This window comes from Okibacterium fritillariae (genome assembly GCF_052783725.1).
This window is the reverse complement of record NZ_CP199917.1, coordinates 923,101-937,992: the sequence shown is the minus strand read 5'-3', so window position 1 is coordinate 937,992 and position 14,892 is coordinate 923,101. Positions and strand designations below refer to the sequence as shown.

13 protein-coding genes are annotated in these 14,892 nt (G+C 68.4%); 6 read left to right on the top strand and 7 right to left on the bottom strand.

Annotation, left to right across the window (positions count from 1 at the left end):
• Positions 1 to 2: 2 nt before the first annotated feature.
• The 4 genes from ACUWEX_RS04455 to ACUWEX_RS04440 form a co-directional block, all read right to left on the bottom strand.
• Complete coding sequence (locus ACUWEX_RS04455; protein ID WP_445997244.1) at positions 3 to 3,434, bottom strand: error-prone DNA polymerase; 3,432 nt, start codon at positions 3,432 to 3,434, stop codon at positions 3 to 5.
• 60 nt (positions 3,435 to 3,494) lie between these two features.
• Positions 3,495 to 5,096 (bottom strand): DNA polymerase Y family protein, encoded by a 1,602-nt coding sequence (locus ACUWEX_RS04450; protein WP_079727027.1) that lies wholly within the window; start codon positions 5,094 to 5,096, stop codon positions 3,495 to 3,497.
• Complete coding sequence (locus tag ACUWEX_RS04445) at positions 5,093 to 5,890, bottom strand: hypothetical protein (protein ID WP_445997243.1); 798 nt, start codon at positions 5,888 to 5,890, stop codon at positions 5,093 to 5,095. Before ACUWEX_RS04445 ends, ACUWEX_RS04450 begins: the two co-directional genes overlap by 4 nt.
• A 167-nt stretch (positions 5,891 to 6,057) precedes the next feature.
• Entirely contained in the window at positions 6,058 to 6,438 is a 381-nt protein-coding gene (locus ACUWEX_RS04440; RefSeq protein WP_445997242.1) for a hypothetical protein, read from the bottom strand.
• 173 nt (positions 6,439 to 6,611) lie between these two features.
• Between ACUWEX_RS04440 and ACUWEX_RS04435 the strand changes: the two genes are divergently transcribed.
• A complete protein-coding gene (locus ACUWEX_RS04435) occupies positions 6,612 to 7,712 on the top strand; it encodes a hypothetical protein (protein ID WP_079727025.1) in 1,101 nt (366 codons plus the stop codon).
• A gap of 174 nt (positions 7,713 to 7,886) precedes the next feature.
• Here the strand turns inward: ACUWEX_RS04435 and ACUWEX_RS04430 are convergent, their stop codons facing one another.
• On the bottom strand, positions 7,887 to 8,822 hold the full coding sequence (locus ACUWEX_RS04430; protein ID WP_445997241.1) for an aldose 1-epimerase family protein: 936 nt from the start codon (positions 8,820 to 8,822) through the stop codon (positions 7,887 to 7,889).
• A gap of 56 nt (positions 8,823 to 8,878) precedes the next feature.
• Entirely contained in the window at positions 8,879 to 9,676 is a 798-nt protein-coding gene (locus tag ACUWEX_RS04425) for a DeoR/GlpR family DNA-binding transcription regulator (RefSeq protein WP_079727023.1), read from the bottom strand.
• A gap of 59 nt (positions 9,677 to 9,735) precedes the next feature.
• Here ACUWEX_RS04425 and galT point away from each other — a divergent pair, with 59 nt between their 5' ends.
• From galT to ACUWEX_RS04400, 5 genes are all read left to right on the top strand, one after another.
• Positions 9,736 to 10,923, top strand: a complete 1,188-nt coding sequence (galT, locus tag ACUWEX_RS04420) for a galactose-1-phosphate uridylyltransferase (protein ID WP_079727022.1) — start codon at positions 9,736 to 9,738, stop codon at positions 10,921 to 10,923.
• On the top strand, positions 10,920 to 12,152 hold the full coding sequence (gene galK / locus ACUWEX_RS04415; RefSeq protein ID WP_445997240.1) for a galactokinase: 1,233 nt from the start codon (positions 10,920 to 10,922) through the stop codon (positions 12,150 to 12,152). The genes galT and galK overlap by 4 nt, the downstream gene beginning before the upstream one ends.
• Before the next feature lie 30 nt (positions 12,153 to 12,182).
• A complete protein-coding gene (locus ACUWEX_RS04410; protein WP_445997239.1) occupies positions 12,183 to 12,365 on the top strand; it encodes a helix-hairpin-helix domain-containing protein in 183 nt (60 codons plus the stop codon).
• 271 nt (positions 12,366 to 12,636) lie between these two features.
• Positions 12,637 to 13,629 (top strand): DUF2599 domain-containing protein, encoded by a 993-nt coding sequence (locus ACUWEX_RS04405; RefSeq protein ID WP_445997238.1) that lies wholly within the window; start codon positions 12,637 to 12,639, stop codon positions 13,627 to 13,629.
• A gap of 15 nt (positions 13,630 to 13,644) precedes the next feature.
• Positions 13,645 to 13,932, top strand: coding sequence for a hypothetical protein (locus tag ACUWEX_RS04400; protein ID WP_445997237.1), 288 nt, complete (start codon positions 13,645 to 13,647; stop codon positions 13,930 to 13,932).
• Between the two features lie 70 nt (positions 13,933 to 14,002).
• On the opposite strand, the gene ACUWEX_RS04395 is transcribed toward ACUWEX_RS04400, so the two are convergent.
• Positions 14,003 to 14,887, bottom strand: coding sequence for a bifunctional methylenetetrahydrofolate dehydrogenase/methenyltetrahydrofolate cyclohydrolase (locus ACUWEX_RS04395; RefSeq protein ID WP_079727020.1), 885 nt, complete (start codon positions 14,885 to 14,887; stop codon positions 14,003 to 14,005).
• Between the last annotated feature and the right edge of the window lie 5 nt (positions 14,888 to 14,892).

Below are 14,892 nucleotides of genomic sequence, written 5' to 3'. Positions count from 1 at the left end.
GTTCATTGGAAATTTCGCGACCGCGTGCGCGCCTTCAGGCTGAGGCTTTCGAGCTCGTCGGCGACGAGGTTGATGATGCCGTCGTCGGAGCGCTCGAGGATTCCACGCACGATCATGGCGGGTGCTTCGCGCGCGACCCGCAGGTAGCGTCGCCATACGCCGACACTGCAAATCACGTTCATCAGCCCCGTCTCGTCTTCGAGATTGACGAAGGTGATGCCGGATGCCGTGGCGGGACGTTGCCGGTGCGTGACGACCCCGGCCACCCGCACGCGTCTGCCGCTCTCGGCGCTGCGCAGTTCTTCGGCCGAGAGGATGCCCTGCTGCCGGAGGTCGTCGCGCAGGTGACGCACGGGATGGTCGTCGGGCGACACTCCCGTCGACCACAGGTCGGAGATGACCTCCTCTTCGGCAGTGAGCAGGTCGAAGAGTGGGGGTTGCACGTCGACGAGGCTGCCCGCGAGCTGGTTGGGGCGTTCTTGAGAGGCCTGTTCGGCTTTCCACAGAGCCTCGCGACGTTCCAAGCCCAGCGACCGGAACGCACCCGCCGCGGAGAGGGCTTCGAGCTGCGGCGCCGTGAGCCCCACTCGGCGTGCCAGATCGTGCATGTCTGTGTAGGGCCCGCCGCGTCGGCGTTCTTCAACGATCTGAGTGGCTTTGTTCAGACCGATCTTGGTGACGCTCGCAAGTCCCTCGCGCACGGCGTAGCGGCCGTCGCGGCGGTGCACGGTTGCATCGAACGGAATCGAACGGTCGAAGGGGGGAACGGGTGGTTGTTGAGCCTCGCAGCAGGCGTCGAGCCCCGTCGCTCCCGCCGGCCGGTCGTCGTCGGGGTCGAGCGGTTCGAGCGTGGCGTGCGCCTCTGACCGTTGGATGTCGGGGCGGTGCGTGATCACACCGTGACGACGGGCATCGGCCACGAGGGTCTGCGGCGAGTAGAAGCCCATGGGTTGAGCCCGTAACAGGGCGGCGAGGAACGCCGCCGGGTAGTGCAACCGCATCCAGGCGCTGGCGTAGACGATGAGGCCGAAGCTGATGGAGTGGCTCTCGGCGAAACCGAAGTTGGCGAAGGCTTGAATCTTGCCGTAGACGATGTCGGCGTCCTCCCCCACGATGCCGTTGCCTGCCATTCCGACGTAGAGCTTGGTCTTGAGTGACTCGATCTTCTCTTCGCCGCGTTTGGAACCCATGGCCCGCCGCAGCAGATCGGCGTCTTCGCCCGTGCATCCACCGACCACCATGGCCATCTGCATGAGCTGCTCTTGGAAGAGGGGAACGCCGAGGGTGCGTTCGAGCACGGGCTCGAGGGCGGGGTGCAGGTAGGTGATGTCTTCGGCCCCCGTGCGCCGACGGATGTAGGGGTGCACCGCGCCGCCCTGGATGGGGCCGGGCCGCACCATGGCGATCTGGATCACCAGATCGTAGAAGCGCCGCGGAAGCATGCGCGGCAGCATGCCCATCTGCGCGCGCGATTCGACCTGGAAGACGCCCACCGAGTCGGCGTAGCAGAGCTGGTCATAGACGGCGGCCTCTTCTTTGGGCAGGGTGGCCAAGGTCCAGCGTTCGCCGCAGAACTCGTCGGCCAGGTCGAAGGCGTATTGCATGGCGGCGAGGATGCCGAGGCCGAGCAGGTCGAATTTGACGAGACCCATCCACGCGCAGTCGTCTTTATCCCACTGCAGCACCGTGCGGCCGTCCATGCGGCCGTGTTCGATGGGGCTGACCTCGCCGACGGGCCGGTCGGTGAGCACCATGCCGCCGGAGTGGATGCCGAGGTGGCGGGGGAAACGCAGCACCTGTTGCGCCAGATCGACGACCGCGTCGGGGATGTCGTGGTCTTCGCTCGAGGCGACGGCACCCCAGCGCTCGACCTGTTTCGACCAGGCGTCTTGCTGCCCGGGGCTGTGGCCGAGCGCCTTGGCCATGTCGCGCACCGCGAACTTGGGGCGGTAGGTGATGACATTGGCCACCTGCGCCGCGTTGAAACGGCCGTATCGCTCGTAGACGTGCTGGATGACTTCTTCCCGACGATCGGAGTCGAAATCGACGTCGATATCGGGCTCTTCGTCGCGCATGCTCGAGAGGAATCGCTCGAAGGGCAGGCCGTAGTAGATGGAGTCGACGGCCGTGATGCCGAGCAGATAGCAGACGGCCGAATTGGCCGCCGAGCCCCGCCCCTGGCAGAGGATGCCGCGGTTGCGCGCGAAGTGCACGAGCTCGTGCACGATGAGGAAGTAGCCCGGGAAGTCTTTCTGTTCGATCACCTCGAGTTCGCGTTCGATGCGCGTGCGCACCTCGGGCGTGAGGGTGCCGTAGAGCTTGTCCGCGCCCTCCCACGTGAGGGCGCGCAGCCAGCTCATGGGTGTGTGGCCGGGCGGCACGTCTTGTTTGGGCAGCCCGGGGCTGACGCTCTTCAGGCGGAAGCCGAGTTCGTCGGCGTAGCTCACGGTGCGGGCGACGGCGTCGGGGTAGCGGGCGAAGAGGCGCGACATCTCGCAGCCGGAGCGGAGGTGGGCACGACCCGTTGCGGGCAGCCATCCATCGAGCTGGTCGAGGCTGCGTCGTGCGCGCACGGCGGCGAGCGCCTCGGCCAGACGGTGTTGCTCGGGGGCCGCATAGTGCACATTGCCCGTGACGATCGTGGGCAGGTGGAGTTCGCCGGCCAGCACGGCGAGCGCAGCGTTGGCGGCACTGTCGGTGGGGTGTCCGTGGTCGGTGAGTTCGACGACCACGTTGTCGGGGCCGAAACGGTCGACGAGCCGCCGCAGTTCGAGCCGTGCGGCATCGGCGCCGGAGCGTTGCAGGGCCGAGCGGACGGTGCCCTTGCGGCATCCGGTGAGCACGAGCCAGGAGCCCTCTGCCGCGTCGGCGAGATCGTCGAGTCGATAGCGCGGGCTGCCCTTCTCGGCGCCGTCGGCGAGCTGCGCCGTGGTGATGGCGCGGGAGAGCCGGTGGTAGCCCTCTTGTCGGCGGGCCAGCACGAGCAGGTGGTGGCCCTCGGGATCGGGTTCGCCGTTTTGCGGGGCCGTGAGTTCGAGCGAGAGCTCGGCGCCGAAGATGGTGCCGAGACCCGGGTGCGCCTCGGCGGCTTCGGCGAGACGCACGGCGCCGTAGAGGCCGTCGTGGTCGGTGAGCGCAATGGCGTGGAGCCCGAGCCGCACGGCCTCTTCGACGAGGGCTTCGGGCCCGGAGGCACCGTCGAGGAAGCTGAAGTTCGAGTGCGCGTGCAGTTCGGCATAGGGCACGACGGGTGCGCGCCGCGAGGCGTCGAAGGGTGGGATGCCGGCCGCATCGGGCGTGTAGGGCTGCCGTTTGCGCGACCATCCCGGGCTGTCGCCACCGTCGGCACCGAGGGGCACCGGGTCGGGGCGGCTGAGGTCGGTGAGTTTCTTCTCGAACTCGGACCAGGGAATCGGGGGGTTATGCCATCCCATCCGGGACTCCTTTCTGTGGGGCTGCGTGCGGGGTTCGGCGTGCGGCGTGCGGCGTGCGGGTCAGTCGTAGAGCGCCTCGGCCCACCACTCGTGTTCGGCGAGGATGAGCAGCCAGGCTCTGCCGAGTGCGTCGACGAGTTGGAACCGGTTGATGCTGCGGGCGCCGTCCTCCCACCAGCGTTCGGACAGCGGCCACGGCCCCGACCAGGAGCGGACGGGATGCTCACCGCTGCCACCCGATCGCTCGCCGATGCCCGCCGCGAAAACCACCGGCTCCCCCGTGAGGATGCCGCGGCCATCGACATCGACGAGACGCCCGCCCGCGTCTCTCACGAGCACGGGGACCGGGGCCTCGAAGACGGTCGACGGCAGCGGGCCCGGCACACTGCCCGGCCACGGCAGCTGCCGACGCCGGGCCAGCTCTTTCTCGCCACCCGGGGGCAGGTCGCCCCACGGCACGAGAACCGACCGGGAGCTGAGCAGACGCCCGCCCGTGAGCACCGCCGTGACGACGCCCTCGTGCCCCAGCATGCTCTGCACCCGCGAGAAGCCGTGGTGGATGCTTTCATCGGGGCCGCCGCCCCACAACCCGTCTTCGTGGTTGAGCGCGCGGTCGACGCTCTCGGGCGACACCGAGACGCTGACGACGGGGGCTGCGAGACCCGCGTCGATGCCGTGCCCACCCTGCAACTGCCAGCGCACGCGGTCGAGGACATCGGATGCCGTGAACCAGCGGGGATGCAGCCACGTGCGGCCCGTGCGGCGCCCGTCATCGGTGTGCACCTCGACCCGGATGGCGGTGGCGACGAGCCGGGCCTCGGCGATGGTCGCGACGAACCGCTCGGCCGTCTGCCGGAATCCGAAGGCCACCTGGTCGACGCGGTCGAGCGGAGTCTCGAACTCGACGCGGCAGTCGAGCTGCGGCGGGGGCACACGCGCCGTGACGTCTCGCCCGTCGAGCCCCGCCGCCAGCCGGTGGCAGAATGCCCCGTCTTCACCGAATCGATCGCGCACGCTGACCGGGTCGAGGGCCGCGAATTGTGCGAGCGTGTGCACCCCGAGCTGATGCAGCAGCGGATTGAGCTCGGCCCGCCCGAGGAGCTCGACGGGCAAACCGGCCAAGAATTCTGCCGACCGGCCGGCGGGCACGACGCGCACCATCTCGGTGCCCGGCACGCGCGCCGCCTGTTCGGCCGCGAAGATGCCGTCGGCGATGCCGATGCGCGCATCGTGGATGCCGAACCGCGCGAGGGTGTCGATGAGCAGCTCACCGGCGCTCTGCTCACCCCCGTAATAGCGGCTGGGACCCTGCGCACGAATGGCACACATCCCCGCGCGCAGGACCTGGATGCCCGGCACGACCTCTTCGAGCGCGAGGATGATGGGCTCGAACGCGCGCGCATCGACAGCCGGATCGTAGGCCTCGACGATCAGCTCGGAGCACCGCGATTGCGCCTCGCGCACGCGGAGCCCCCGGCGCACGCCGGCGGCTCGCGCCGGCAGCGAGCACGCGAACACCTCACCACGCTCGACCAGGGCGATGGTGCTGCCCTCGCTCGACAGCGCCCCCGCGCCCATCTCGCGGCACCACGCGGCGATGGGCCAATCGGGACACCAGACGATGAGCGTTCGCGTGGGGGTGGCCCCACTCACGGCTGTCATGAGACGAGCGCGCGCAGCGGCGCGACCTCGGGCTCGCGCACATCGTGCGCCGCGGGCGACTGCTCACGCAATGGCACCGACGCGGGCGACTGCTCGCGCAATGGCACCGACGCGGGCGACTGCCAGGCCGCGGGCACGCGTTCGGCACGACGCAGGCGCCCGTCGGCATCGGGCAGGAACAGCGAGGCCGAACGCGGCCGACCGGCGCCCGCGCGGGCGTTGACCGTGACCGTGACCCGGCGCGCCTGCAGATGGCCGCTGCCGGCATCGAGCCCCACCCACTCGCTGCCCGAGACGCGCAAGGTGGCCTCGGATTGCGGCCAGTCGCCGAGGGCGATGAGGGTGGACCCCTTGCCCCGGAGGCGAGCCCCCAAACGTGACACCTCGGCAGGAGCGACCCGGGCCGGCGGAACGGCGACCACGACGCCCACCACATCGGCGACGGCCGCGGTGACGGTGAGCCACTGATCACCGGGATCGGGCACGAACACGAGCCGCTCGAGGTCGACACCCGCCGCGGCCGCGGCCTCGACGCCGAACGAGGGCATGCCGACGACAGCGCACCACACACCGGCCGCGCTCGGCGCCGCCATCATAGCCGTGGCGAGTGCCACCGAATCAGGAACCGAGTAGGCACTGCCCGCCCGGAGCGGGCCACCCAGGAGGCTGGCGATCTCGGGCGCTGTCGGTAGTCCGTGCGAATCTACTCGTGTTCGTTGCATGCCCCGGATGCGCGCCTGAAGCTCGGCCACCTTTTCGGCGGCCGAACCGGATGACGCGACGGCAGGGCTCATGGGTTAAATGTTCGAACATGTGTTCGAAGAAGTCAACGTGAGAGCAAAAAGTTTTACCGTTTACGGCGTGTCGCGTCGAGGCACGACGGTGGCGCCCGAAAAATCCTGAGCGCCAGCAAGTTCACCGCCCGTGCGGGGTGGCGCTGCCGACGAAAAATGGGCGCCGGTTATTCGGCCGGCCACCAATAGATCGACCCACCATCACGACCCTGGAAGCCGAAGGAGCACTGGTAGACCTCGACGATGGTCTGCGACTCGAGCACGACGCGGTTGCCCTTGGGCGGCTGGCTCTCACCCGGGACGCAGGACGGGTCGACGATCGTGTCTCCGTGCCACGTGGCCACATGCACGCGCGGGTTGGCCAGCACGCGGATGTCGCGCGCATTGTCAGGCAGCTGCTCGGGGAGTTTGCCCGATTCGATGAACGCCGTGGCCTGCGCCTTCGACGTGAAGTACTCGAATGTGCTCTCGCTCGAGCATCCGATCACGGACACACCGATAATCGCGCCAACGACGGCCGCCGACACGGCCTTTCTTACCCGACTCATACGCTCCCTCTCCCCAGTGACAGTGTGGCAGAACGCGCCCGAGAGCCGCGGAAAACGGGGCAATCGAGACCTACCCGTTGCCTCAGGGGGCTTTTTGCGACAGTCGCAGAAACGCGCCGCCGCCGTCTCATCGCCATGGCCCGGCGTCGGTGGTCGGCGCTAGGCTGGAACGCGTGAGCGTACCCCACCTGAATGGCGTCCATCTGGTCGGTTCCATCAACCTGCCAGACGCCCAGACGACCTTCCGCACCGTGGCCGAGAGGCTAGGTGCTCATGCCGCGCGTCTGCCCGACGGCGAGGTCGGCGAGCGCTTCCACTGGATCCTGTTCCAGGGCGCCAAATTCGAACAAACGTCCGGTTTGCACCGGGTGGGCGCCGAGCCCTTCCTGGTGGCCGGGTTCGATCTGCGCCCCGTCGACATCGACGAGGGTGTCGACCCCGATGACATCGAGTTCGGCCCACTGGGGTATGCCGACGCCGCGATCGCCAGCTATTCGGCGTTCACGGCCCTTCGTGAGAGCGGCGAGATCGGGCCCGGCATCAGGTTCCAGGTGAGCCTGCCGACACCGCTCGCCCCGCTCACGACGTTCGCCGTGCCATCCGCTCAGCCCGCCCTCTACCCCGCCTACGAGGCAGCGCTCGCGCGCGAGATCGAGCAGATCACGGCGGCGATTCCCGCCGAAGACCTCGCCATCCAGCTCGACCTCGCCACCGAGTTCGCCTTCATCGAGCAGGTCAGCCTGGGCGGGGGGCCACTCACGCCCTGGTTCGCCGAGGCGGGTGCCGACGCCGACAGCATCATCGCCGGCTGCGTGGTCGCCGCGTCGCGCGTCGCCAACCTGGTTCCGGCTGGCGTGCAGCTGGGCTTCCACCTCTGCTATGGCGATGTGGCCGAAAAACACTTCGTCGAGCCATCCGACACCGCCAACCTGGTTGCCGTCGCCAACGGGCTCACCACCGGCGTGACCCGCCGCATCGACTGGCTGCACCTGCCCGTGCCTATCGAACGCGACGACAGCGACTACTTCGTGCCGCTGGCGGCGCTGAACCTGCGCGTCGAGACCGACCTTTTCCTGGGTGTCGTGCACCACGAAGACGGCGTGGCCGGCGCCCGCCGACGACTCGAAGCCGCCGAGCCCGCGCTCACCACGGCGGGAATCCGCCACGTGGGCATCGCCACCGAATGTGGCTTCGGTCGCGGGCCCGAAGAGCGCACGGTTCCGCTGCTCGACCTGCACGCCGAGATCCTCTCGACACTCGGCGCGAAGAACTAGGCTCTGCCGCAGCCGCAGCCGCAGCCGCAGCCGCAGCGGCCGACGCGGCGTCGCTCGCGCGACATGCGCGCGACCACTCTCTCAGCCGCGCACCGAAGCGACACCGCGACAGCTTCCACAGAGGCGCGCGATCCAGGCGGCAACTCCCGGACCGCGCGCTCAGTCTGCGACGACTCAGACCGCCGCGAAACCGTCGGCGCGCACGCCCCACGTGGCCTGGAACGTCTCGCCGGGGGCGAGGTAACGCACGTCACGACCCGAGTTGAAGGCATCCGTGGGTGCCGTCATGGGCTCGATCGCCACGGCGGTCGACTGACCCGGGTACTTCTTGGTCGTGAAGACCTGCCAATAGGGGAAATTCTCGTCACCCCACACCGTGACGACCCGGCCGTCGTCGGCCGCCACCGTGTGCTCGGTGACACCATTCTCGAAGATCGCCTGACCGAAACCGTCGTCCAACACCAGGCCACCGAGACGGCGACCCCCGCGCAGATCGTATTCGGTGCCCTCGACGGGGACCTCGCCGGTCGGCAGCAGACGCTCGTCCACCGTGAAACGCGTCTCGCAATTGAGCGTGACGGTCAGATCATCCGGGTCGACGTCGCCGATCGTGACGTAGGGGTGCGTGCCGATGCCCGTGGGAGCCGTGCCCGTGCCCACGTTCTCGATGGTGTGCGTGACCTCGAGGCCCGCGTCGACCAGGCGATAACGCACCGACGTGTCGAGCAGGAACGGGTAGCCGTGCTGCGGGTAGACCGTGGCCGACAGCGTAACCGAGTCGTCGGTCTGCTCGGCGACGTCATAGGCCGTGAAACGGAGCAGGCCGTGGATGGCGTTCTGCTTGTCGGGCTCGGTGAGATCGAGCTGCATCTCTTCGCCCTCGAGGTCGTATTTGCCGTCGCGGATGCGGTTGGGCCACGGCACGAGCACGATGCCGCTGCCGTAGGGGCGCTGCACACCCTCGTCATAGGGCGGCACGATGTCGATGCCGTTGACGCTCAGGCGACGGATGCCGGCACCCACCTGGGTGATCACGGCGGAGACCGTGCCGGCCGAGGCCTGGCGGGTCAGAACGTATTGGTCGCCGGTGACGGCGCGCGAGTGGGTCATCTTCGTTCCTCTCGGGGGTGTGTATCGAGCGTAGCGGGTGGATGCGGCGGCGCGAATTAGTGCGTGATCACGCGCACGCCGCGCGCCGCGATCTGGTCGACCAGCGCAGCATCGGCCTGGTCGTCGGTCACGAGCAGGTCGACATCGTCGAGCGTGGCGATGCGGCCGAGGTGCACCTGGCCGAGCTTCGCCGCGTCGGCGACGATGACCACGCGCTCGGCCGCGCCCATCATGAGGCGTTTGACCTCGGCCTCGGGCAGATTGATGTTCGTGATGCCGCGTTCACCGTCGACGCCGTTGCAGCCGATGAAGGCGAGGTCGGCGTGCAGCTGATCGAGCATGGGCGCGGCAAATGGCGCCACGAGCGAGTGCTGGCGGGGCCGCAGCGTGCCACCCGTGACGATGACCGTGAAACGCGGGATATGCGGTTCGAGGGCCAGCGCGACGGTGAGGCTGTTGGTGATGACGGTGAGATCCGTGAGGTCTGCTCGGGCGGCGAGTGCCCGGGCGACCGCGAGGCCGGTGGTGCCGACATCCACGATCACGGTGTTGCCCGAGCGCACGAGCGCGGCCGCATTGCGCCCGACCCGCTCTTTGCCCGCGGCGGATGAATTGAGTGCTTCTTCGAATTGCCACTCACGTTCGGGCCGAGGCGCCAGGTCGTTCGGCGGCATCGCTCCCCCGTGCACGCGGCGGGCGCGGGCGGTGTCGACGAGCGCGTCGAGATCGGCGCGGGCCGTGACGCCCGATATGCCGAAACGGTCGGCCAGCTCGGCCACGCGCACGAAACCGCGTTCGGCGATGAGCTCGGCGATCGCGTTGCGGCGCAGCTCGGCTGGCAGGGTCTCCGACATAGGGCAATCTTCACTTACTTCGCTTTACTTTTCAATATGAAAGAGCTAGATTTCAGGGCATGAGCACCACATCGACGACCGATGACACTGCCGGCGGCCCCGGCATCCCCCGCGCGTTCGTGAGCGATCCGAGCATCCGCGTGCACGGCGACACCCTCGCCGACGGCCGCGAACTGATCTACTTCGACGACGCCGACACCACACTCGGCACCGAGCGCAAGGCCGACGCCCGCGCGCTCGACCCGCGCCCCGCCACCGCGAGCATGCGCCAAGACCCGCTCACGGGCGAATGGGTCTCGATCGCGGCGGCCCGCCAGAACCGGGTGTTCCTGCCGCCCGCCGAGCTCGATCCGCTCGCACCCGCCTCGGCCACCAACCCGTCCGAGATCCCCGATATCTATGACGTCGCCGTCTTCGAGAACCGCTCGCCCTCCTTCGGCCCGCTCCTCGAAGACGACAACGCCCCCCGCGGCGGCGACGACCTCACCCGCATCGAGCTCGGCCGCACCCGCACGTCGGTCGGCCGCTGCGAGGTCGTCTGCTTCAGCCCCGCATCGACCGGTTCGTTCGGCAGTCTCAACCGCAGCCGCGCCCGCACCGTGATCGAGGCCTGGGCCCAGCGCACGGATGCCCTGAGCCACAAGCCCGGCATCGCGCAGGTGTTCCCCTTCGAGAACCGTGGCGTCGAGATCGGCGTCACCCTGCACCACCCGCACGGCCAGATCTACTCCTACCCCTACGTCACGCCGCGCACCACGCGTCTGCTCGAATCGATCGAGAGCTACGGGCCGACCCTGTTTGCCGACATCCTCGAGCGTGAACAGAACGACGAGCGCGTCATCCTGCGCGGCGAACACTGGACCGCCTACGTGCCGTTCGCCGCGCGCTGGCCCATCGAGGTGCACATGCTGCCGCACCGGCACGTGCCCGATTTCGCCGGAACGACCCTCGAGGAGCGCGACGAGCTCGCCGGGCTCTACCTGCGCCTGCTGCGCGGCATCGACGCGCTCTACGACACCCCCACGCCCTACATCGCGGCCTGGCACCAGGCGCCCGTGAACGTGGGTCGGGATGACATCCGCCTCATGTTGCAGATCACCTCGCCGCGCCGCGCCGCCGACAAGCTGAAGTATCTCGCCGGATCGGAGGCCGCCATGGGCGCCTGGATCGGCGACGTCCCGCCCGAACAATCCGCCCAGCGTCTGCGTGACGCCGTGGCGAAGGCCGACCAGGAGAACCCCGTATGACCGCCGACTCTGCAGCCACGCCCGCCTCGAACTCCCCCAGCGGCTCGGCCGGCGAGGGCGCGCACCGCTCCGACCTGCAGCACGCCGCCCTGTCGCGTTTCGCCGAGGTTTACGCCCACGACCCGCAGGGCCTGTGGTCGGCACCCGGCCGCGTCAACCTGATCGGCGAGCACACCGACTACAACGACGGTTTCGTGTTCCCCTTCGCCATCAACTACCGCACCGTGGTTGCGCTGCGTTCGCGCGACGACCAGCTCGTGCGCGTCGCCAGCGCCTTCGCCCCGGGCGAGGTCGTTGAGGCCTCGCTGACTGACCTCGAGCCTACGAACCTCCACGGCTGGTCGGCCTACCCGCTCGGCGTGGTCTGGGCACTCGGCCAGTTCGGCGCCCCGCTCGGCGAGCTGCGCGGTGTCGACCTCTTCATCGACTCGGATGTTCCGGTCGGCGCGGGTCTCTCGTCATCCGCCGCCATCGAATGCGCCGTCGCCGCCGCCCTCACCGACGTGTGGCACCTCGATTTCGACCGGCAGACCCTCGCCAAGGTGGGCCAGCTGGCCGAGAACAAGGCCGTCGGCGCGCCCACCGGCATCATGGACCAGTCCGCGTCGATGCTCGGCCGCCCCGACCACGGCGTGTTCCTCGACTGCCGCTCGCTCGACGCCGAGGTCATCGAACTGGGCTTCGACGCCGCCGACCTCGAGCTGCTCGTCATGGACACGCGCGTCAGCCACTCCCACGCGACCGGCGGCTATGCGGCCCGTCGCGCGTCGTGCGAGGCCGGCGCGAAGGCCATGGATGTCTCTTCCCTGCGCGACCTCAGCGTGCACGACCTGCCGCGCGCCGAGGAGGTGCTCGACGACGAGACGTTCCGCCGCGTGCGCCACATCCTTACCGAGAACCAGCGTGTGCTCGACACCGTGCGCACCTTGCGCGAGCACGGGCCCACGGCCATCGGCGAGCTGCTCGACGCGTCGCACGTGTCCATGCGTGACGACTTCGAGATCTCGGTGCCCGAGCTCGATCTGGCCGTCGAGGTGTCCCGCCGTGCGGGTGCCATCGGTTCGCGCATGACGGGCGGCGGCTTCGGCGGCGCGGCTATCGCGCTCGTGCCCCGCGCACGCCTCGCCGAGGTCGCGTCGGCCGTGACGGCCGCCTTCGCCGAGGCATCCTTCACCGCCCCCGTCATCTTCCCGGTGACGGCAGCCGGCGGAGCAACGCGCGAGCGCTGACGACCGACGGTGCGGCGGGAAGGGTTTCGCATGGCTGAACCGATATACGACTTTCCGCCGGGAATCGGCAACCCCGCGCGCAACGCGCTCCACAACGCGGGCTATCGACGCCTCGCCGATCTCGTCGGCGTCCCCACGAGCGACCTCGCCGCCCTGCACGGCGTCGGGCCGAAAGCGCTGCGCCTCCTCACCGAGGCACTGTCGACCGATTAGCTGGGGAACGTCTCGGCCTCACTGCCTGCGGGGCAACCAGTGAGGCCCGCACCGTCAACGTGCTCAGTTCGACACGCCGCAATTGCCCCAAACCTTTGACCGAGTTTCGCGACACCCAAGCAACGCAAATCGCCGCCCCTCAGCGTGATCGCGGCTTGTAGGCGTCGTTAACGTGAGTCCCGCTCACCAAACTCCCGCAACGTACAACTAACTCGGAATTTCCGACGGTGGCTATTCGACATGCTGATCTCCCGAATCAAAGGAGATCACGATGAGAATCGCAACAACTACCGTGGTGGCAATGAGCCTGATCGGATCAATGAGTATCGCAACCCCCGCTGCGGGAGCTGAACCGAGTACTGACAAGGATCCGGCAAGTGCCATAACTTCCGCGGCCCCCGAGACCCTCTCCAACCTGGCGCCCCTTGAAAGCGATGGGAGCACCGAGGTGAATGCCTCGAGCCCGTCGGGTGACTGGGAAGTGTCGCTGCCGCAACACCCCGAGTCCGGCATCACCGTGGCTGGCCTTGTCGATAACCACAATGTCGAGATTGCGCTTCCCGATGTTTCAAGCTCAGACGATTCCGTGCTCAGTTCGGCAAACGTGATCAGCTACGACAACGCGAATTCGTTCAGCACTACACCATTGCCCAAGGATGATGGCTCCCTGCAAATAATCACGACAATAAAGTCCGCTGACGCTCCTCGCAAATTCTCGTACCAACTCGGCCTGCCTGTCGGGATGTCACTCCACGTGGATTCTGAGTCTGGCAGCGTGACCGCCCTCGATGCCTCGGGGTCCTTTGCATTTGGTATCGCCGCGCCGTGGGCCATCGATGCGGCTGGGTCCGAAATTCCAACTCACTATGAGGTAGATGGAATGACTCTCACCCAGATCGTTGAACACGACAGAGCCGATGCGTTTCCGATCGTTGCGGACCCCTGGATGGGCGCAGCCCTCGTTGCATCCTCTAACTGGACCAAGCACGCTCAAGGCTGGAGATTGAACGTCCAGCCGACGACGTGGGCCCGGGCTAACAATGCCGCTGTGGCACCGGCGTTCTACACCGAGGTAGGCCGAGCTGGCTGGACAGAATTAAGAGGGAAGCAAAGTGCAGCGAAGCGCGCCATCATGGGTAACGGAATGAAGGACCAATGGGTCTGTCATCAAGGCTTCGCTCCGCACGACGCAACGTGGAACCTAGAGAGCTGGTCGCCCAATGTCGGTTTCATCCGAACCGTCGCGGCCCGGTGCAACCCGTAAGTGAGCGAGGTCTCAATGAATCTCCGAACGATAGTCACCGCGCGCACGACGCTCGGTAGGCGCATCTCGCGGGTCCTGGCTGTTGCCGCCCTGATCGCCGCCCTCATGGGCGCATGGACCTGGTCTCTTGCCGGCTCGCTGATCGATTTTCTCCGAAACGGAGACCCGCAGGCGGAAGCCCAGTTGCGCGCACTCGATCAGTGGTCAGCCGCGTTCTTCGTCATCGCAGTGCTGTGCGCGGCCGCCGCGGTCACATTCCATGTCGCCGGGCGCCCCAGCGCAGACACGCGCTCCGGCACGTAAGCACGAAGAAGGCCCGGACACAGGATGTCCGGGCCTTTCGCGTGCGGCTGCGAGCCGCAGTTCAAGAGCTTCAGCGGCGCGCGTTGCGCTCCGCGGCCTGAACCACGTTGGAGACGAGCAGGGCACGCGTCATAGGGCCGACGCCGCCCGGGTTGGGCGAGAGGTGCCCCGCGACATCCCAGACGCCCGGGTCGATGTCGCCGGCCAGCTTGGCCTTACCGCTTTCGGTGGTGCCCACGCGGGTGACGCCCACGTCGAGCACGGCGGCGCCCGGCTTCACCCAGTCGGGCTTCACGAGGTGCGGCACGCCCACGGCGGCCACGACGACGTCGGCTCGGCGCACCTCGGCGGCCAGGTCGACCGTGCGGGAGTGCGTGAGCGTGACGGTGGCGTCGACACCCTTGCGCGTGAGCAGCAGCCCGAGTGGGCGCCCGACGGTGAGCCCGCGACCCACCACCGTGACGTGCTTGCCCGCGAGCGGCACGTCGTAGCGTTTCAGCAGCTCGACGATTCCGGCAGGCGTGCACGGCAGCGGCGAGGTCAGCTCGCCCTCGACGCCCAGCACGAGGCGCCCCAGGTTGGTCGGGTGCAGGCCGTCGGCGTCCTTGTCGGGGTCGATGAGCTCGAGCATCTCGTTCTCGTCGATGCCCGCGGGCAACGGCAGCTGCACGATGTAGCCCGTCACCTCGGGGGCCGCATTGAGGTCGGCGATGGCGGCGCGGATGTCGGCTGCCGACGCGGTGCCCGGCAGATCGACGCGCACCGACTCGATGCCCACTTCGGCACAGTCGCGGTGTTTGCCGGCGACATAGGAGCGCGAGCCCGGGTCGTCGCCGACGAGCAGCGTGCCGAGCCCGGCGAGCTTGCCCGACGCCCGCAGCACGTCGATGCGCTCGCGCAACTCGGATTTGATGGCCGTTGCGGTGGCGACGCCATCCAGTGTGATCGCGGTCACGGCGG